Source organism: Solibacillus sp. FSL W8-0372 (assembly GCF_037969735.1).
Taxonomy (GTDB): Bacteria; Bacillota; Bacilli; order Bacillales_A; family Planococcaceae; genus Solibacillus; species Solibacillus faecavium.
The window spans coordinates 2,963,365-2,982,847 of the sequence record NZ_CP150204.1; the positions used below are offsets into that span (position 1 = coordinate 2,963,365).

Annotated in this window: 16 protein-coding genes; 7 read left to right on the plus strand and 9 right to left on the minus strand. The window is 37.6% G+C overall.

Annotated elements, in window-relative coordinates; genetic code table 11:
- Positions 1–6: 6 nt before the first annotated feature.
- The 3 genes from MKY13_RS15245 to MKY13_RS15255 all read right to left on the minus strand — a co-directional run bounded on the left by MKY13_RS15245 (position 7) and on the right by MKY13_RS15255 (position 5,750).
- Positions 7–1,788 (minus strand): acyl-CoA dehydrogenase family protein, encoded by a 1,782-nt coding sequence (locus MKY13_RS15245; RefSeq protein ID WP_339213622.1) that lies wholly within the window; start codon positions 1,786–1,788, stop codon positions 7–9.
- 162 nt (positions 1,789–1,950) lie between these two features.
- Positions 1,951–3,123, minus strand: a complete 1,173-nt coding sequence (locus tag MKY13_RS15250) for an acetyl-CoA C-acetyltransferase (RefSeq protein ID WP_191699822.1) — start codon at positions 3,121–3,123, stop codon at positions 1,951–1,953.
- A 242-nt stretch (positions 3,124–3,365) separates the two neighbouring features.
- Entirely contained in the window at positions 3,366–5,750 is a 2,385-nt protein-coding gene (locus MKY13_RS15255; RefSeq protein ID WP_339213624.1) for a 3-hydroxyacyl-CoA dehydrogenase/enoyl-CoA hydratase family protein, read from the minus strand.
- 242 nt (positions 5,751–5,992) lie between these two features.
- On the opposite strand from MKY13_RS15255, the gene MKY13_RS15260 reads away from it, so the two are divergent.
- From MKY13_RS15260 to MKY13_RS15270, 3 genes are all read left to right on the plus strand, one after another.
- On the plus strand, positions 5,993–6,310 hold the full coding sequence (locus MKY13_RS15260) for a thioredoxin family protein (protein ID WP_339213626.1): 318 nt from the start codon (positions 5,993–5,995) through the stop codon (positions 6,308–6,310).
- Between the two features lie 222 nt (positions 6,311–6,532).
- Positions 6,533–7,738 (plus strand): MFS transporter, encoded by a 1,206-nt coding sequence (locus tag MKY13_RS15265; RefSeq protein ID WP_339213628.1) that lies wholly within the window; start codon positions 6,533–6,535, stop codon positions 7,736–7,738.
- Between the two features lie 2 nt (positions 7,739–7,740).
- Positions 7,741–8,352 carry an NAD(P)-binding oxidoreductase gene (locus tag MKY13_RS15270; protein ID WP_339213630.1) on the plus strand — a complete coding sequence of 204 codons (612 nt, stop codon included), beginning with the start codon at positions 7,741–7,743 and terminating at the stop codon, positions 8,350–8,352.
- Between the two features lie 48 nt (positions 8,353–8,400).
- On the opposite strand, the gene MKY13_RS15275 is transcribed toward MKY13_RS15270, so the two are convergent.
- Positions 8,401–9,324: a hypothetical protein gene (locus tag MKY13_RS15275; protein ID WP_339213632.1), complete on the minus strand. Its 924-nt coding sequence runs from the start codon at positions 9,322–9,324 to the stop codon at positions 8,401–8,403.
- A complete protein-coding gene (locus MKY13_RS15280; RefSeq protein WP_339213634.1) occupies positions 9,290–9,817 on the minus strand; it encodes a sigma-70 family RNA polymerase sigma factor in 528 nt (175 codons plus the stop codon). The genes MKY13_RS15275 and MKY13_RS15280 overlap by 35 nt, the downstream gene beginning before the upstream one ends.
- Positions 9,818–9,948: 131 nt before the next feature.
- Here MKY13_RS15280 and MKY13_RS15285 point away from each other — a divergent pair, with 131 nt between their 5' ends.
- The 4 genes from MKY13_RS15285 (at position 9,949) to MKY13_RS15300 (ending at position 14,201) form a co-directional block, all read left to right on the plus strand.
- Entirely contained in the window at positions 9,949–10,476 is a 528-nt protein-coding gene (locus MKY13_RS15285) for a hypothetical protein (protein ID WP_339213636.1), read from the plus strand.
- A gap of 83 nt (positions 10,477–10,559) precedes the next feature.
- The gene (locus MKY13_RS15290; protein ID WP_339213639.1) at positions 10,560–11,651 is read left to right on the plus strand and encodes an endospore germination permease; all 1,092 of its coding nucleotides are present in this window, start codon (positions 10,560–10,562) and stop codon (positions 11,649–11,651) included.
- The gene (locus MKY13_RS15295) at positions 11,644–13,071 is read left to right on the plus strand and encodes a spore germination protein (protein ID WP_339216954.1); all 1,428 of its coding nucleotides are present in this window, start codon (positions 11,644–11,646) and stop codon (positions 13,069–13,071) included. Before MKY13_RS15290 ends, MKY13_RS15295 begins: the two co-directional genes overlap by 8 nt.
- Positions 13,068–14,201 (plus strand): Ger(x)C family spore germination protein, encoded by a 1,134-nt coding sequence (locus tag MKY13_RS15300; protein ID WP_339213641.1) that lies wholly within the window; start codon positions 13,068–13,070, stop codon positions 14,199–14,201. Before MKY13_RS15295 ends, MKY13_RS15300 begins: the two co-directional genes overlap by 4 nt.
- A gap of 55 nt (positions 14,202–14,256) precedes the next feature.
- Here MKY13_RS15300 and MKY13_RS15305 read toward each other — a convergent pair whose 3' ends face one another.
- The 4 genes from MKY13_RS15305 to MKY13_RS15320 form a co-directional block, all read right to left on the minus strand.
- A complete protein-coding gene (locus MKY13_RS15305; protein ID WP_339213643.1) occupies positions 14,257–15,135 on the minus strand; it encodes a 5'-3' exonuclease in 879 nt (292 codons plus the stop codon).
- A gap of 69 nt (positions 15,136–15,204) precedes the next feature.
- Entirely contained in the window at positions 15,205–16,689 is a 1,485-nt protein-coding gene (gene hutH / locus MKY13_RS15310; RefSeq protein ID WP_339213645.1) for a histidine ammonia-lyase, read from the minus strand.
- A 287-nt stretch (positions 16,690–16,976) separates the two neighbouring features.
- A complete protein-coding gene (locus tag MKY13_RS15315; RefSeq protein ID WP_191699894.1) occupies positions 16,977–18,980 on the minus strand; it encodes an AarF/UbiB family protein in 2,004 nt (667 codons plus the stop codon).
- A 13-nt stretch (positions 18,981–18,993) separates the two neighbouring features.
- Positions 18,994–19,431, minus strand: a complete 438-nt coding sequence (locus tag MKY13_RS15320) for an SACOL1771 family peroxiredoxin (RefSeq protein WP_191699809.1) — start codon at positions 19,429–19,431, stop codon at positions 18,994–18,996.
- Positions 19,432–19,483 lie beyond the last annotated feature (52 nt).

Consider the following 19,483-nt stretch of genomic DNA (forward strand, 5'->3'; position numbering starts at 1 on the left):
TATTTATTATACTACATATTTTTCAGCGTCGATTAATTTCGCTGCTGCTTCACGTTTTTTCGGAATTAAGTTATAAGGGTTGTTGCGCGTTAATTTACGTAATGCCGATAAGATCATACGTGCATCATCACCTTCAACTGAAGCGATTAATGTTTCTTTTGCTTCTTTTTCGATTTCTGCAAATGCTTCCTGGCAGAAAATTTGTGTGTAAAGAATCTTTTGTGCCGCTTTTTCTTCTCCGTCACGCTCAATTGCTTTTTGTGTACGGATTACTGCTGATTCCATTGCATATAATTGGTTCGCAATATTAGCAATGTTAACAAGCACTTCCTGCTCCGCATCTAATTTAGCACCGAAACGTTGTGCTGCAGCACCAGCTGCAAGTACAGCGATTTTCTTCGCGTTTTTCACTAAATATTTTTCTTGCTCTAATGCTTCATTACCGATTTCTTCCGGCATAAGCATTAGTAGTTCATTTTGTAATTCCTGCGCTACTTGTAATAGTGGTAATTCACCTTTTAGCGCTTTTTTCATGAATGTGCCTGGCACGATCATACGGTTAATTTCATTTGTACCTTCGAAAATACGGTTAATACGAGAGTCGCGGTAAATACGCTCTACTTCGTACTCAGCCATAAATCCGTAGCCACCGTGTAATTGAACTGCTTCGTCTGCTACGTAATCCAAAGTTTCAGAACCGAATACTTTTGCGATCGAGCACTCAATAGCATACTCAGCGATCGCTCCAGCTATTGCTTTACCGTCTTTTTGCTCTTCGTCTGATAATTGGTTCAAGCGATCTTCAAAGTAACCAACTGTACGATAGTTTAAAGATTCTGATGCATAAATGTGAGAAGCCATTGATGCAATCTTTTCTTTTGTTAAGTTGAAATCTGATAATTTAGTTTTGAATTGTTGACGTTGGTTTGTATAAGCTACTGCTAATTCAAATGCACGTTTAGATGCACCTACTGTACCTACCCCTAATTTATAACGTCCAATATTTAAGATGTTGAATGCGATAATATGACCGCGTCCTACTTCACCTAGTAAGTTTTCTACCGGTACTTGCGCGTCTTCTAAAATTAACGTACGAGTAGAAGAAGATTTAATCCCCATTTTCTTTTCTTCAGGACCAACAGAAACTCCAGGGTATGAACGTTCAACGATGAAAGCTGTAAATTTATCACCATCGATTTTAGCGTATACAACAAATACATCTGCAAAGCCTGCATTTGTAATCCATTGTTTTTCACCATTTAATACATAGTGTGTACCTGCTTCATTTAATTTTGCAGTTGTTTTTGCACCTAATGCGTCAGAACCTGAACCTGGCTCTGTTAATGCATATGCTGCAATTAACTCTCCTGAAGCTAACTTCGGTAAATACTGAGTTTTTTGCTCATGGTTACCGAATAATACGATTGGTAACGAACCGATACCAACATGTGCACCGTGAGTAATTGAGAACCCGCCTGCTGGAGACATTTTTTCAGCGATTAATGCCGAAGAAATTTTGTCTAAGCCAAGACCTTCGTATTCTTCTGGTACGTCAGCTGCAAGTAAACCTAGTTCGCCCGCTGTTTTTAATAAACGTACTGAGTGGTCGAATTCGTGATGCTCTAAGTTTTCAACAACTGGTAATACTTCGTTTGTTACATATTCAGAAGTTGTTTGAGCAATCATTTTTTGCTCGTCTGTGAAATCTTCTGGCGTAATTACTCGATTAATATCCACATCTTCGATTAAGAAGCCGCCACCTTTAATAATGTTTGTTGTTTGTACCATAATAAATTCCTCCCTAGTTTCCTTTGTGATTTTATTGCGTTGTTTTCCGTTTCGGTTACGCTTTCCGCGGGCACGGCCTGAGCCTGTAGTCTCAGGCGTCGTGCTTTTCCCGCTGGAGTCGAACCTTCACTACAAACAACACCTTATTATTTCCCCAGACAATTAAAGAACTTCAAATACCCCTGCTGCACCCATTCCGCCGCCAATACACATCGTTACAACACCATATTTTCCGCCGCGACGTTTTAGTTCGTTAATCAGTTTTACTGTTAGGATTGCACCTGTTGCTCCAAGCGGATGACCTAATGCAATCGCACCACCGTTAACATTCACTTTATCAATGTCGATCCCTAATTCACGTACTACCTGAATTGATTGTGATGCGAACGCTTCATTAATTTCCCACAGATCTACTTGGTCTTGAGTTATTCCTGCAATTTCCAATGCTTTTGGTACTGCTACGATTGGTCCGATACCCATTACTTCCGGTGGAACTCCGCCAACAGCGAAACCTAAAAACTTAGCAAGTGGCTTCATCCCTTGTTTTTCTGCTTCTTCACGATCCATTACTAATACTGCTGCTGCACCGTCAGAAGTTTGTGAAGCATTCCCCGCTGTTACAGAACCTTTTACATTGAAAGCCGGACGTAATTTTGCTAGCGTTTCAACTGAAGTTCCTGGACGAACCCCTTCATCTGTATCAAAAATTATTGTCTTTTCTTTTAATTGATTGTTTTCATCGACATAGTACTCTGTAACTTCTACCGGTACGATTTCATCTTTGAATTTACCTTCTTTAATCGCTTTTTCAGCTAACTCATGTGAGCGTACAGCAAAAGCATCCTGGTCTTCGCGAGTTACATTGTAGCGATTTGCCACTTCCTCAGCTGTGTGCCCCATTCCGATATAATATTGCGGTGCATCTTCAGCTAACTTAGGATTTAAGCGCACAGTATTGCCTGTCATCGGAATCATACTCATCGATTCCGTACCGCCTGCAACGATTGCCTTTGAATGGCCAAGCATAATACGCTCAGCTGCATATGCGATTGTTTGTAATCCTGATGAACAGAAGCGATTTACTGTTAAAGCTGGTGTTGTATCTGGTAGACCTGCCAATGCTCCTACTAAGCGGGCAACGTTCATTCCTTGCTCTGCTTCAGGCATTGCACATCCCATAATTAAATCGTCTATTGGACCTTCATAGCCCGCACGTTTTAACGTTTCTTTTACTACTACTGCACCAAAGTCATCGGGTCTAGTATTTGCCAAAGTTCCTTTTTTCGCACGTCCAATTGGTGTTCGTGCTCCTGCAACGATAACGGCTTCACGCATAATGATGTTTCCCCCTTGTGATTAGCTAGCATGTAACAGTAAGCTACTCGCTAGTAAAGTATTGAAAGTAAATATTCGTTTCGAATATGGTCCGTTTAATTTCCGTTCCGGTTACGCTTTCCGCGGGCGTGGCCTGAGCCTGTAGTCTCAGGCGTCACGCTTTTCCCGCTGGAGTCGAACCTCCACTCCAATTAACTCAATTCTTGAAACAAAGTTCCTCGCTTTTAAAATAGTGGTTTTATTTAGTTACGTAACGGCTTTCCTTTTACTAGCATGTGTTGCATACGCATTTGTGACTTTTGGTCTGCTACTAGTTCTAGGAATGCTTGTTTTTCCAAGTTTAATAAATACTCTTCTGACACTTCAGTTCCGTATGGGACTTTGCCGCCTGCGATGACATATGCCAACTTTTTAGCGATTTTAAGATCGTGCTCTGTAATGTAGCCAGAATCGAACATTCCTTGTGCACCTAATAGTAACGTTGCATAACCTGGCGCACCGACTACTTTTACTTTTCTTTTCACAGGAGGTGTATAGCCCGCTTCAGCTAATGCTAGTGCTGCTTGTTTCGCATCATAGATTAAATGATCCGGGTTAACAGAAATTCCATCTGCGAAGTTTAGGAAATTGTTTTCACGCGCTTCTTCCCCAGATGTCGAAACTTTTGCCATTGCAATTGTTTCAAATACTTTATTAGCAATATGCTGGTAGTCTACTTCTACACCTTGAGGTAAGCCCTTAATGAATTTTTCATAAAGTCCTAAGTTACCACCGCCGCCTGGGATTAACCCGACGCCTACTTCTACAAGACCCATATATGTTTCTGCCGACGCCTGAATATGTGCAGCTGGTAAACATACTTCTGCACCACCGCCTAATGCCATTTGGAATGGTGCCGCAACAACAGGTTTTGTTGAGTATTTAATACGGCGCATTGCCTGCTGGAATGATTTAATAACAAAATCAAGTTCAAAAATATTATCGTCCTGTGCTTCCATTAAAATCATTGCAAGGTTTGCTCCTACACAGAAGTTTTTACCTTGGTTACCGATAACAAGACCTTTAAAGTTCTTTTCAACTTCATCAACCGAATAGTTAATCATCTGTACAATATCCAGGCCAATTGCGTTTGATTTTGAGTGGAATTCCAGTAATGCAATTCCATCACCTAAATCTATTAAACTTGCACCTGAATTTGATTTAATAACGCCATGCTTTTTCTTGTAGCGTTTTAAATCAATTGCCTTTTCATTTACTGGTACTTTTACATACTCCGTACCGTCGTAGTATGCTAAATCGCCATCGATTTCTGTATAGAATGTAGAGAAGCCTTGATCGAGTAATCCGCTCACGAACTCTGGAATTTCACGACCTTCTTCTTTCATTTTTGCTACAGATTTTTCAACACCGATTGCATCCCACATTTCAAATGGACCTTGTGCCCAACCGAAGCCCCACTTCATCGCATTATCGATTGCTACGATATCATCTGCAATCTCGCCCATTAACTGCGCTGAGTAAAGTAATGTTGGTGCAAATGAATTCCACAATAATTCGCCTACGCGGTCTTGCGCATAAATTAATACTTTTAATTTGCCGCCCGGTCCTTTTGCCTGCTTTGCCATTTCAAGAGATGGTGCAACAAGCTTTTTATTTGGCTCATATTCAAATGTAGATAAATTTAATTGTAAGATTTCTTTTCCTTCTTTTTTGAAGAAGCCTTGGCCGGATTTTGCGCCTAACCAACCATTCGAAACCATTTTCTTTAAAATTGGTGACTCTTCAAATACTGCTTGCTCAGCACCTGTCGTTTGGTCATATACATTTTTTGCAACATGTGCAAATGTATCAAGACCTACTACATCCAATGTACGGAATGTCGCAGATTTTGGACGTCCGATTATAGGACCAGTCACTGAATCTACTTCTCCTACTGAATAATTGCGCGCTACCATTTCATTCATCGTAACGATTAGACCGTATGTACCGATACGGTTGGCAATGAAGTTTGGTGTGTCTTTCGCAATTACAACACCTTTACCTAATACATCCTCACCGAACGATTTCATGAAGTTTACAACTTCCGGCTTTGTAGTGTTTGCCGGAATAACCTCCAATAATTTCAAATAACGTGGCGGGTTAAAGAAATGTGTCCCAAGGAAGTGTTCTTGGAAATCTTCTGAGCGCCCTTCTGCCATTGCGTTAATGCTTACCCCTGATGTATTTGATGAAACGATTGTCCCCGGCTTACGCACAGCGTCAATCTTTTCAAATAATCCTTTTTTAATATCTAATTTTTCTACGATAACTTCGATAACCCAGTCCACATCTTTCAGTTTCTCTAGATCATCTTCAAAGTTCCCCGGTGTAATTAATGCTAGATTTTTTTTCGCTGAAAGTGGTGCTGGTTTTTGCTTTAGTAATTTTTGCATCGCTGAATTAGCAAAACGATTTTTTACAGCTTTTGAATCAAGTGTTAGACCTTTTGCCTCTTCATCTTTTGTAAGTTCACGTGGTGCGATGTCCAATAATAAAGTAGGAATCCCGATATTTGCTAAATGAGCTGCAATACCTGACCCCATCACCCCTGAACCTAAAACCGCTACTTTTTGAATTTTGTAAGACACGAGCACTTCCCCCTTCTCCCTTGAATGAACAGTCATTCATTTTGAAATGAAAAAAAAACTTCAAACAGCTTTTCTGTCCTTAGTGTAGATTATTTTGATAATTTACGCAATAATTTTCTCACAATTTTAAATAAAATTATTATTCTTATATTTTTATTGAGAGTAAGAACGTATCTTAAGTTAAATTACTTTTCGTAATCTACTTGTTTCGTGTACAATGTGCTATAAGGAGCGTGATTAATATGCAAGAAATTACAACAATTGAACAATTTACAGAACTAACAAGTAAAGAAAAACCGGTAATCATTAAATTCTTTGCCGGCTGGTGCCCGGATTGCACACGTATGGATATGTTCATCAATCCTATTATTGCAGAATATAATCAATATGATTGGTATTCAATTAACCGTGACAACTTCCCGGACTTAGCAGAGAAATATCAAGTAATGGGGATCCCATCACTACTAATCTTCAAAGATGGTGAAAAGTTAGCTCACTTGCATAGTGCTAATGCTAAATCACCGGCACAAGTTGAAGAATTTCTAAACGCACAGGCTTAGTAGTTCTTTTAAGATGAATCCAAAAGTTTACATGCTTTTGGTTCATCTTATTTTTAAGTAAATACCTAGTCAGAATGTAGTTTTCCGATTACAATTGAGTACGTGAAAATTTTCTTATTCAACGTGAGTTGGTAGAAAATATGCCTCGGCGGATTTCACGGATTTTTTTATGGATTTTTTTAATTTCGCCGGGCAGAATTTAATAGTAAGAAAGGAATTTTTATGACTTCAGATCAAAGAAAAAAATTGGCGTTACTTATGCTTAACATGTTTATTGCTGTTGGGAGCTTTGGAATTATTATTCCGATTATCCCCTCTTATTTAAAAGAAATTGGGCAAGGCGGAACAGCTGCAGGATTAATTATTGCCATTTTTGCATTTGCACAATTTTTAGTATCGCCAATTGGAGGGAAATGGGCAGATAAATATGGTCGTCGCCCGCTTATTAATATCGGACTACTAACATTAGCAATCTCGATGTTTCTTTTTTACTTCGCCGATTCTATTTGGCTCCTTTACTTATCACGCGCAATTGGTGGGATTGGTTGTGCATTTTTAATTCCGGCAATTTATGCATATGTTGCAGATATTACGACGATGGATCAGCGTGCAAAGGGAAATAGCTTTATCTCTGCTTCGATGTCTCTTGGTATAGTTATTGGTCCTGGTATCGGTGGATTTTTAGCGGATTTCGGTTTAAAAACGCCGCTTCTAGTATCCGCAATCGTCGGTCTTTTAGCATTTGTAGTATCATACTTTACGCTTAAAGAAAGCTTGGAAGAGGTTGTAGAAACAGCAACTCCTCAGCTTATCGATAACAATCAATCAATGATAAAAGATATTATTTTATCAGTTAAAAAGCCTTTCTTCATTCCATTAGTTATTACACTGATTATGAGCTTCGGCTTAATGTCATACGAAACCGTTCTTGGTCTGTATGTCGACGATAAATTTGGTGCAACCCCACAAGAGATTGCCTTTATGATTACTTCAACTGGATTAATCGGTGTTATTATGCAACTATTCGTTGTCGATCGACTTGTAAAGTCAATTGGGGAAGTAAATGTACTGAAGTTATTTTTAATTGTCACAGCTTCTGGATTTTTCCTTTCTATAATTGCAGGAAGCTACACAATGTTTTTTGCAATTTCGTTATTAATATTCCTTGCGACATCAATTTTGCGTCCTGTATTAACGACATTAATTTCAAAAATGGCGGGTAATGAGCAAGGTTTTGCAATGGGTATGAACAATGCTTATATGAGTATTGGAAATATTATGGGTCCTCTTCTTGCAGGAGCGTTATATGACATAGATATTTTATATCCGTTTATTGCAGGATTAATCATTTTAGTTTTAACGATTATTTTTACATTTATGTGGAAAGGCGTTAAGATTCAAACAGCAGCATTAAAAGGAGGACATTAATCATGAAAATTATAGTATTTGGTGCTACAGGTGGCGTCGGGCAGCATTTTGTTGAAATGGCTGTTGCAGCCGGACATAGTGTTACAGCTTTTGTTCGTACACCCGAAAAATTAAAAACATCTGGTGTCAACATTATCCAAGGCGATGCATTTAAAGCTCAGCAAGTGGCAGATGCAATTGTTGGCCATGAAGCAATCGTTTCATGCTTAGGCTCAAGCACAGGTATGAAAAAATCAAACGAGCTTGAAACAATGGGCAAAAACATTGCAGATGGAATGGAAAAAGCTGGTGTGAAGCGTTTAGTTTATTGTGCTTCAGCAGGTGTCGATGGTGAAATCCCGGGTATTATGGGGAAAATGATGATGAAAATGTTGGCAAATCCTTTGGCAGATCACCGAGCAGCATTAAACTATTACAAATCAAAAGGTGTTGTCTATACTATTGCTCGTCCAATGGGATTAAAAGACGACCCTTTAAAAACAGATTACAAAGAAGCGTTTGATACAGTTCCGAAAGGATCAAGCACGATTCCAAGAGCAAGCGTTGCACATTTTATGGTAAAGGCGCTAGATGATGCGAAGTATGAAAATACTTCAGTTGGTTTATGTAGCTAGACTTAAACAGACGAAAACTACCCCAAAGGTTGAGGTAGTTTTTGTTTTTTATTTGGAATCAATTAATTTGATTTTCTCGGCTAATTGATAGAAATGGTCTGTTAATGCTTTAGGAATTTTAAATGTTGTCCATGTATTATTGATTACATCATTTTTTATTACAAAGCCTTCTTTATTTCCCTCCTTTAACCAAAGCTCCAGTCTTCCTTTCTCACCATTTTTATATTCAATATTGATCATATATTCCGATCTCTCTAAATCAATGAACTCTTCATACACTGTTGCTTGGCTGAATAATTCAGTAATCTCTCCTAAATCTTTTTCTAAAATATAGGCATATGTCCCAATACCACCAATCTTATAAATCCCCAACGATTGAATCTCATCGTCTAGTAGAACATCACTGAGTTGAGGCTTATTTTCAAATGCATAAGGTATGATATATTCGTTACCCTTTTCATCTACTAAAATACGTGGAGCGGTACGGGTTAATGTCCAGCTAAAGCTATCATCACCGGTAATGAAATATTGATTGTCTTTTGTTTCGATCTGAATATTTGTATACGTTTCCTCGATTAATTCCCCCGAATAGGGTTTTTCATTTTCTGATTTCGGCTTTTCTAAATAGATGCGTGTATCACTCTTATAATGAAGTGTTCCATTATTAAACACATACATGATTCTGCTCTCTTTACGATTTTGAATAAACATATCTTTTAAATGCTCAGGCTTTGCTAAATACACATCCTCTTCTTCTGTGTCCACCGCTAATTGTTCGTCTGACAGTGGAATAAAGTAGAGTATTGTTCCAACAAGTAAAAAAAGTAGGAATATGAAGGCAGGTTGTAAGAAGGGCATTCTCTTTTTACTCCGTTTCTTGCCATCCAGCACCTTTTGAACAAATGCTTCATTCATCAGCGGTTCGTTCCCGATTGTCTCATCTATTGCTCGTTTCACTTGAGAATTCGTCAACCCATTCACCACCTTCTAATTGTTTTCTTAGCTTTTCACGTCCACGCTTTAGTCTTGTTTTTACGGTATTATCTGAAATTGATAGGAGCTCTGCAATTTCATCAATCTTCAACTCTTTGTAATAAAACAAAATAATAATTTCACGGTACTTTACTGGCAAATCGAGCACTGCATTACCTAATAGGCGATTATCGTTTTGCTCGAACACTTGTTGTTCAGTGGATTTGGTTACTTGGAAAATTTCCTGGATTTTATTCGTTAAAACAGTATTTTTATAGCTCCAACTGCGGAGATAATCATAGCTGCGATTAATTGTCATACGATATAGATACGTTCGATAACTCGCATCACCGCGAAATTTGTCTTGCTGCTCATATGCTTTTAAAAGCACATCTTGCACAATATCTTCTGCCATTTCTTTATTTTTGACATATGTATAGGAAAGCCGAAGTAATTCCTCGCCATGTGTTCTGACAAATTGCTCAAGCTGCATATAATCCCCCCCTTTTTTTATTTTGGTAACCGTTAGACGGAGCTGTACTATTTTTAGTTTCAAATCATTAAGGATTATTTTTTTTAAAATTGGGTATATGATAATTTTATAACACAATGGAGGTATTAAGTATGCGGGTATTATTAAATGTTAATGGCAGGTCACAATATAGTTCGGACATCCGACCTGAATATCAAAACTCAGCATGCGGCCCGATGACTGCACACGTTATTTTGAATTACTTATGCGAAGATGAGACGATCCGTACAAAAGATGTAAATGAATTTTATAAATTATTAGGTGGAACAAAAATTGGACTTTTTAAATGGCGGATGATCAGAAACTTACGTCGACTTCTTGGAGATGATTGGTGTGTCGAAGAATGTACTTTAACCCAGGCAATTGAACAATTACGCTTGGGGAATCCGGTTGCGATGAAGTTTGATGTGTACTTTACCGGACAGTTCCTAAAAAATTATAACCCTCTCTACAAGTATCATTGGGTACCGTTGATTGGCTATGAAATTAAAGATGAAGAGCTTTTTTTAACAATTCATGATAACGGTGGCCGGAATCGTGAAAGCCAAATCCGAACATTTAAGTATGATGACAATCGCAAAGTTTTAAGTTATGTAAAAATCGAGCCAAAAGAGCACTAGCAAATAGCTAGTGCTCTTTTTATTCATCAGAATAAAAGTTGGTTCAATTGGTTATTACTGTATAAAAAATGCGAGGAAAATTTATGAAATCAATTGGCTCTATCAGTCTTTTACATATTATTTTTTTAACAATGACATTTATCGGATTAAAAAATCACGTTACAATCATCCCTTCCCTGCTTAACGGTGCAGGTAGAGATGCATGGATATCGGTACTAATAGCAACACTATTAATTATTCCTTGGTTACTGCTCCCTCTTTTAACATTAAAGAAATTAAAAGATGAATCTGTTCGGCAATATTTAATAAAAAGATATCCAAGGTTTGGTAATGCTCTTATATATGTCATCGTTTTTTATCTAATTTTAATGGCTGCCATTACGATGCACGAAACGTTACAGTGGGTTTCTACAACTTTTTTAATCAATACACCCTTTTTATTACTATTTTTCTTCTTTACATTTGTTTGTTTTTTACTTGCTACATCTTCCATCTTAACGATAACGATGGTCAATGTTATCGTATTATTCGTTGTCGTAGTTCTCGGTTTTTTTGTTGCCTTTGTTAACATTCAGGTAAAAGATTATTCATTGTTAATGCCCTTTCTTGAGCATGGGTTTACACCGGTTTTTGCATCCATGCTATATCCTGCCTCAGGCTTTGTAGAAATCTATTTGTTGCTATTTATTCAGCAACACTTTAAAACCAAGCTAAAATATAGTCATTTGTTAATTATGCTACTTTTACTTTTAGGGTTAACAATGGGACCATTAATGGGAGCTATTGCGGAGTTTGGACCAGTTGAAGCAGCAAAACAGCGCTATCCAGCTTATGAAGAATGGCGTATCGCTTCCATTGGCAGTTATATTAACCATGTAGATTTTTTCTCGATTTACCAGTGGCTTACAGGAGCCTTTGTCCGAATTAGCTTTATCTTGTTCATAGCGATTGAATTAATAGGTTTCACCGGACAAAAGAAAGAAATATGGAAGTATATTGTGCCAATTTTCGTCTTCCTTTCGCTACCTCTTTTTTTACTCGATGACAGTATATTTAGTAAATGGAAGGGGCAATATTTTTTAATAAGCACCACAATTTTCTTTTTCTTACTTTCAATTATTCTCTTTATATTAGTAAACCGTAAACCAAAGCGAAAGGTGGGAAATGATGATTGAACAAGCTACCTTAAAAAAGCAATTTGATAATTGTGCTGATATTCGCTTTCAAACATTAGAATTTCCAGCGACTAATGTAATGCTTATAACTTGTGAGGCAATGACGGATAATCATTTATTCAATGAAGTAGTCGTACCGAGATTAAAAGTTGTCTGCCATCAAAAGGATCAATTTGATGAAGCCATTTTAATGCAAAAGTTGCATCTTCCACAGCTACAAAAAATTGAAGATTTACAAGAGGCTGTTACGAATGTATTTAGTGGATTTATCCTTATTTATATTGAAAGTTTAAAGATTTTGTTATGCAGTAATATTGAAAATAAGCCGAATCGAAGTCCAGAAGAAACTAATCTAGAAGTACTTATAAAGGGACCCCGTGATAATTTCATTGAAGATTTAGGTGTAAATATTGCACTTATTCGCAAGCGACTGCCAACGAATTTGTTATCTGTAGAGAAATTGACAATCGGAACACGTTCCAAAACAAAGGTAGCGATTTTATATTTTAATGACATTGCGGATTTATCTATATTAAAACAAATAAAACAGCAGCTTTCATCAGTTGAAACCGATGTTATCCTAAGTGGTGAATTATTGCTTGAAAGCTTTAATAAAATTTCATATCTTGTTCCGCTGAATGATACGACAGGTCGACCCGACTTTGCGATGCAATCTCTTACTAAAGGGCGCTATATCATTTTGGTAGATGGCGTTGCATACGCAATGATCACACCCATTAATATTTTATTATTACTCAAATCTGGAGAGGATAATGATTATCCGCCAATCTTCACCTCCTTGGAAAGGTTATTACGTCTAGGGAGCATTTTAATCTCACTTTTACTTCCTGCTTTTTGGCTTGCCTTAACAACTTTTCATCAAGAACAGTTGCCAATTCAATTGCTTGCAACCGTAGTACAAGCAAATACCGGCTCACCGTTGCCTTCAGCTCTAGAAATGCTAGGTATGCTCTTAATGTTTGAACTATTTCGCGAAGCTGGATTGCGCCTACCAAGTATATTAGGTGGAACTATTAGTGTTGTTGGTGGATTAATAATAGGGGATGCAGCCATTCGGGCAGGGATTACGAGCCCCGCTATGATCGTAATTATTGCAATTTCAACAATTGCTACGTTTACACTTGTCAATCAATCTTTGGTTACTACTATAAGCATACTGCGAATCGCATTTATTATTATTACATCAATTTTTGGGCTTTTTGGATTTTTCTTATCGATATATATATGTCTAGTTTATCTAGCGAATATTCGTGTTTTTGGTGTGCCTTATTTGAGTGTACCTGCTAATTTAAGTTGGAGTAATTTTAAGATGTCCTTTTTCCGCCCACCACCAAATTCGAACAATAAAAGATCAGATTTATTAAATTTAAAAGATAAAAAAAAGGAAAATAAAAAATGAAAAAGCTCCTCTTCTTTCCATTGTTGCTATTACTTTCTGGATGTTGGGATACCAACCAAGCTGAGAGAATGTATTATATTCACGGACTGGGAATGGATTATAAAGATGAACAGTTTGTTATATATGCACAAATCGTTGCTTTTACCAATATTGCCAAAAGCGAACAGCCAAATCCTGATGCAACTCAAGCAGAAGTTGGAGTTGCAAAAGGGCGGACGTTCGATGAAGCCTTTTTCAATTTGTATCAATCGATGGATGAGCGCGTTTTTTTAGGCCATTTAAGATATGTTGTTTTTTCTGAAAATATTGCAAAGGAAAACAAAGTTGAACCCATTATAGATTCATTTATTAGATATCGTGAATTGAGGTATACGACTTGGGCTTATATGTCAGATTCACCTCTTGACGAAGTTTTGCTCATCACACCGATTATTAATAAATCCATTACTCTCTCTAAGCTTTCAGATCCACTCAGTTCATTTAGTCAATCATCCAGGGTACAGCCCATACAATTTCGTGAACTCATGATTCAATTAAATGAACCTAGCTATGAAGCAAAAATACCGTTTGTTGAAATGAGTGAAAACTGGTCGAAGGAAGATGGACCAGATCCTGTTTATAAATTTAAAGGCATCAGCATTCTAAATAGGGATTCTGGCTTTAAGGGCAATTTATTAGGGGACGATATAAACGGTGTACAATGGCTCACTGATAAAACAAAACGTTCAGATGTAACTGTTAAATGGGGGGAGTCTAGAGAACCATATACAACGACAACAGTTGACGAGGTGCATCCAGAAATTACCCCCGTTGTTACAAATAACAAGGTGCAATTCGATATAAATGTTAAATTAGTCGTTCAAACAAATGAAATACTTGATCAAAATAAATTGAATTCATTGAAAAAGGAAATTGAACAGCAAGTAAAAAAAGAAATCGAACAAACATATAAAGCCTCCTTACAATTCGACTCTGATGTTTACCGGTTATCGGAAGTATTGTATCGTAAAAATGTGAAGGCTTGGAAGGAATACGAGAAAGATGGAAAAATCCCTCTTGATGAATCTACAATCCGTAAATTGGATGTAGAGCTTGTAAAAGTTAAAGGTGAACGTATTACTTCAGATTAAAAGAAAGAGCTGTGCTGAACGTCAAATTGACGCTCGGCACAGCCCTTTTTCATCTTTATCTATAAATTGCACGTGCATGCTTGGCGATTAGACGATAGCCTCTTTGCTCAATCAGTTCGAACAAGTCCGGCATATAGTCAGTCAAACGTAATGCTTCCAAATCACATTCAATCGTTGCTGAACAATCAATTGTAGCTAGCTGATGAGAAAGCCTTAACATCTGTTCATTCTCACTTATTTTAATACGCTGTCCTGGCTTTAATGTCGGTAATGCAGCTAACACTCCTTCAATAGAGCCATGGTTTTGTATGAGCTGAAGTGCTGTTTTTGGACCTATACCTTTTACACCTGGGTATCCATCACTTGAATCCCCCATAAATGCTTTTACTTCAGCAAATTGTTTTGGCATAATACCGTATTCCTCGATAAAGCGGTTTTCCGTATACACATCGTACTCAGTATAGCCTTTTTTCGTAAAGGCAATTGTTGTAGAAGGATTTAATAATTGCAGTAAATCTTTATCGCCGCTGATTACGGTAATTTGTGCTTCGTCCTTCCATTTTTCAATCATAGAGCCAATTAAATCATCTGCTTCCAGACCATGCGTACCAAAGTTTTGCCAGCCAATCATAGCCGATACTTCTTTTGCCATATCAAATTGGGGCAGCATTTCTTCAGGTGGGGCCGGGCGATTTGCTTTATATCCTTCATATAAGTCATTGCGGAACGTATGTGCACCCATATCCCAACATACAGCTAAATGAGTAGGTTTCATTATATTTTGCGCTGTTAATACATGACGTACAAATCCTTGCACCCCATTAGAAGGTGTGCCGTCATCCAGTCGTATAAATTGATTCATAGCAGCCGACGCAAAAAACGATCGGAACAATAGCGCCATCCCATCAATAATTAGTAAATGTGATTTTGTCATAGTAATCTCCTCTTTTGCTAGTAGAAATATATTATAACAAACTTCAGAATGTTAATCGTTCACAATAACTTACATATTAGGTTTTAAATATTCTATAATACGGTTAATATCACGACTAAAAATGCGGTCTTCTGTCATAGCAGGTGCAATTTCCCGTATCTCGTTCCACTTTTCCAATAGTTTCGGTGACATCTTATCCACTCCGCGATATTCAACTGCTTGTGCTGCACAAAAAGCTTCAATTGCCAGCACATTGCGTACATTGGCAATAATCATACGTGCATGGCGGGATCCGGTTGTGCCCATCGATACATGATCTTCCTGATTTGCTGATGAAGGAATAGAATCAACAGAAGCTGGATGTGCCAGTGTTTTATTTTCAGAAACTAGACTGGCCGCACTATACTGTAAAATCATTGCTCCGGATTCTAGCCCTGGATTCGCACTTAAGAAAGGTGGTAACCCTTCGTTTAATTGAGGATTTACTAATCGTTCAATCCGACGTTCCGATACATTCGCCAATTCGGCCATACCAATTTTTAAAAAGTCCATCGCAAATGCAATCGGCTGCCCATGGAAATTACCACCCGAAATAACAACGTCTCCATCCTCAAAAATGAGCGGATTGTCTGTTGCTGCGTTCATTTCGATTTCCAACTTTTCTTTTACATAATTTAACACCTGCCAGCTTGCACCATGAATTTGTGGAATACACCGCAATGAATAAGGATCCTGCACACGCTTTTCACCTTGATGTGTAATAAGCTTGCTGTCTTGCAACCATTCACGCATACGAGCTGCAACATCCATTTGTTCTTTCATGCCCCGAGCTTCGTGTACTGCTGGATGAAACGCATCAATAATTCCATACAGGCTTTCCATCGTCATCGCCGCAATCCATTCACTAGCATAAGCCAACTTTTCTGCCTCTATATAATTGACTACTCCTTGAGCTGTCATTGCCTGTGTACCGTTAATTAAAGCAAGCCCTTCTTTTGCCTGTAACTCAATTTTCGGTAATCCCTGCCGTTCAAACACTCCATCTGATGGTTGTGGGGTGCCTTCTACAAACACATCACCTTCTCCAATTATAGCCAATACTAAATGGGAAAGCGGCGCTAAGTCTCCCGAAGCTCCTAGCGAACCTTGTTGAGGAATTACCGGTATTATATCTTCATTAATCATCCATAATATACGTTCTAGTACTTCTAATCGGATACCTGATAACCCTTTCAATAAAGCATTTAAGCGCAGTATCATCATCGCTTTAGCAACCTTCTCCGAAAAAGGCTCCCCAAATCCGCATGCATGTGAGCGAATTAAATTAATTTGCAACCTACTTACCTCTTGCTCTTTAATTTTAACATCACTGAACTTACCAAATCCTGTGTTGATTCCGTACACAGTCTTATCTTGTTGTACAATTCGTTCCACCGCTTCTCGGCTTTTTACAACACGTGCTTTCGCTTCTTCTGCAATTTCAACTTTTTCCCCGCTATATAAAATCTTTGCTAATTGCCCCATCGATAAATTCTGGCCATTCAGTTGAATCATTTGCCCACTTCCTTCTTCATTATCCTATTACTCTTAATTTATTATTGTACAAATAACAGTTTATTTCTACTTATTTATAAAATAAATTACATTTTTTCATACAAAAATCAATATTTATAAGCTTTAATACATATTTTCGCTAAAAATATACTTCCATACTATCAGGTTGATTGTCTAATGAATTAGTATTTCATTATAGTAAAGCGTTAAAGTGAATCATTAGTTAGATTAAAAAATTGCCCAGTGCTGCTACTTTTTCCGCAAAAAAAGAGACCCACTAGGGGTCCCTACATTTTATTTGTTCGCTTCATATCTCGGATTGCCTGAATTGATAAACGTACGAGTAAAATCGCACATAAAAATAATCCTAAATATGCAGCAGTGTTCAAATAAATCGCATATGCATTATGAATAAATTGCGAGATTGCGAGAAGTGCAACAGAAATAATACCGAACGTAATTCCGACAAGGAGTAATACAAATCTGGAAAATAACTGTGTGACAAACATTGAATTGGCTTTATCAGAAAAAATATCGTGATGTAATATGATTTTGCCACTCTCGACCTTTTTAAACAACTGATCAATGCGGCGCGGAACTTTTCGTAAATTAGGTATTAACAATGCCAGTTCTTCTTCAAGGTACTGTTTTGTTTCAAGCGGCTTCTTAAATGGCTTCAATAAATTCATTTTTAAATAATCATTCGAGAAGTCTTTAACTTCACTAAATATTTTAAAACCTGGGCAAATAATTGAAAGGGTGCCATCTAAAGTTATAATTGCACGTAATGCCACGTTAACAGAAGGGTAAAAATGTAGGCCGAACTCGCGAACGACCGAGAAAATGGAATACATTAACTCGTCTGTCGGTACATTCGATACATAATTAATTTTCAATAGAATTTGACTAATTGCCTGCTCCATCTCTTGATGTTTTATCTTATCAGCATTTTCAACTAGTTGACTAATACCATCAACTACAATAGCCGCATCATTTTGATGTATGCCAACGAGGAAGTACTTCAAACCTTCCTGCTGATGTGCCGCTAATCGTCCCACTGCCCCATAGTCCAGAATCGCTACACGTCCACTCGTTTCCTCCACATAAATATTACCTGGATGTGGGTCTGCATGGAAAACTCCTGAAATAAGTGCCTGTTCCAAAAATATTTTGAGTAATGTTTGGGCAAATTCATGTCGGTCAATTTGTAAATCAGCAAATATATTATGCGCGACGGTTACCGACTTCCCTTTAACATGCTCCATCACTACTACATTTGAGTTACTACATTCAGGGTATACTTTCGGGATTTTTACATCGATGCTTCCGCGCTCTACAATTTTTGCGACTTGCTCCATATTGCGGGCTTCAATGTTAAAATCGGTTTCTTCACTCAATGCCAAGCTAAAGCTTTTTGCTAAATCATAAAAACCAAGACTTTCAGCCCACTGTGATTTAGACGTTATCCAGCTTGCAAACTCCATTAAAATGGACAAATCTTCATGCATAATGTTTTTTACATCAGGACGCAAAAATTTTACAACGACCGGCTCATTTGTTTCCTTTAGAATTGCTTTATGTACTTGACCAATTGAAGCAGATGCTAAAGGCGTTTTGCTGAAATAGGAAAATATTTTAGTTGTATCTGCATTGAAGTTTTCCTTTATTATTTGGTCCACTTGCTGCTCAGAGAGAGGCTTTACGGTTTGCTGTAGCTTTTCAAGTTCATCAATGAAAACTGGGGACAATAGCTCTTTGCGGGTTGACAGAACTTGTCCAAACTTTATAAATACTCCACCGCATTGTTCAAGAGTCTCGCGTAATGCCTTTGCCAGCTCACGTTCATCTTCACGGGCACGGGCATATTTCATCGTTCGTGTAACCCCATTTTTCACAGCAATACTAACAACTTGGCGCAAACGTTTTTGTCGTTTCCAATACGTAATGAACGTTCTAAAATACGAGCGCCTCCCAACAGGTGTCCCTTTTTCATTTAATTCAATCGGATCAAAGAGCTCAAAAAGCAAATAAAAGAGCATGGAAATAAGGAGCATACTTCCTAACCATAATAGTGTCGCGATATTAACAACATTGGAAACAATACCCTGGTCATAGTAGTCTGAACCACGTAGGTATGTATACCAAAATACGAAGGTTGTAAAAGCAACACTAATTATTACCGACATAATTCTTTTGGTTAAGCTAACGTGCGAACCAATTAATCGACCGCTAATGAAAAAAATAATTACCGCTGCAACTAAAAGTTGGATGACTGCTGAAACGATATCCATCATAATCGCCCCTTTATTTCAAAGTTAAATGTACTTCTATATCTACATTCCCTTTTAACGCCTTACTAATCATACATGTTTCCTCCGCTTTATATGCATAGCGTTCTGCAATACGCCGCCCACGATCATCTTCTTTGTTTTTCAGTATTATAGATACATAATGATGAATTGACTTATAAGTAAAGACGCCGTTTGTCACATCAACAAATCCCTTTGACTCCAACGTAAGTTCAGCCTCTATTTGACTTCTTTCAAGCATAGCCGCAAGCGTAATCAAATAGCACGTAGCCGCTGCTCCAAGTAACATTTCGTCCGGATTTGTACCAATACCAGGTCCATTCATTTCAGGTGGAATCGATATTTTCGTTTGTAAACGTTCTGCCGAAAGCTCTCCTACCGAATTACGCCCCCCCGGCCAATCTATATTTAATGTAAATGTATGTATTGTCATGAATATTCACTCTTTTCATTTTTCTTTTACTATAACATTATTTATAGTATTT

Excerpts from the sequence above, each read along its gene's own strand:
- MKY13_RS15245 (WP_339213622.1), bottom strand. The coding sequence starts at position 1,788 with ATGGTACAAACAACAAACATTATTAAAGGTGGCGGCTTCTTAATCGAA.
- MKY13_RS15250 (WP_191699822.1), bottom strand. The coding sequence starts at position 3,123 with ATGCGTGAAGCCGTTATCGTTGCAGGAGCACGAACACCAATTGGACGT.
- MKY13_RS15260 (WP_339213626.1), top strand. The coding sequence starts at position 5,993 with ATGCAAGAAATTACAACAATTGAACAATTTACAGAACTAACAAGTAAA.
- MKY13_RS15265 (WP_339213628.1), top strand. The coding sequence starts at position 6,533 with ATGACTTCAGATCAAAGAAAAAAATTGGCGTTACTTATGCTTAACATG.
- MKY13_RS15270 (WP_339213630.1), top strand. The coding sequence starts at position 7,741 with ATGAAAATTATAGTATTTGGTGCTACAGGTGGCGTCGGGCAGCATTTT.
- MKY13_RS15280 (WP_339213634.1), bottom strand. The coding sequence starts at position 9,817 with ATGCAGCTTGAGCAATTTGTCAGAACACATGGCGAGGAATTACTTCGG.
- MKY13_RS15285 (WP_339213636.1), top strand. The coding sequence starts at position 9,949 with ATGCGGGTATTATTAAATGTTAATGGCAGGTCACAATATAGTTCGGAC.
- MKY13_RS15290 (WP_339213639.1), top strand. The coding sequence starts at position 10,560 with ATGAAATCAATTGGCTCTATCAGTCTTTTACATATTATTTTTTTAACA.
- MKY13_RS15295 (WP_339216954.1), top strand. The coding sequence starts at position 11,644 with ATGATTGAACAAGCTACCTTAAAAAAGCAATTTGATAATTGTGCTGAT.
- MKY13_RS15300 (WP_339213641.1), top strand. The coding sequence starts at position 13,068 with ATGAAAAAGCTCCTCTTCTTTCCATTGTTGCTATTACTTTCTGGATGT.
- MKY13_RS15305 (WP_339213643.1), bottom strand. The coding sequence starts at position 15,135 with ATGACAAAATCACATTTACTAATTATTGATGGGATGGCGCTATTGTTC.
- hutH (WP_339213645.1), bottom strand. The coding sequence starts at position 16,689 with ATGATTCAACTGAATGGCCAGAATTTATCGATGGGGCAATTAGCAAAG.
- MKY13_RS15315 (WP_191699894.1), bottom strand. The coding sequence starts at position 18,980 with ATGGATATCGTTTCAGCAGTCATCCAACTTTTAGTTGCAGCGGTAATT.
- MKY13_RS15320 (WP_191699809.1), bottom strand. The coding sequence starts at position 19,431 with ATGACAATACATACATTTACATTAAATATAGATTGGCCGGGGGGGCGT.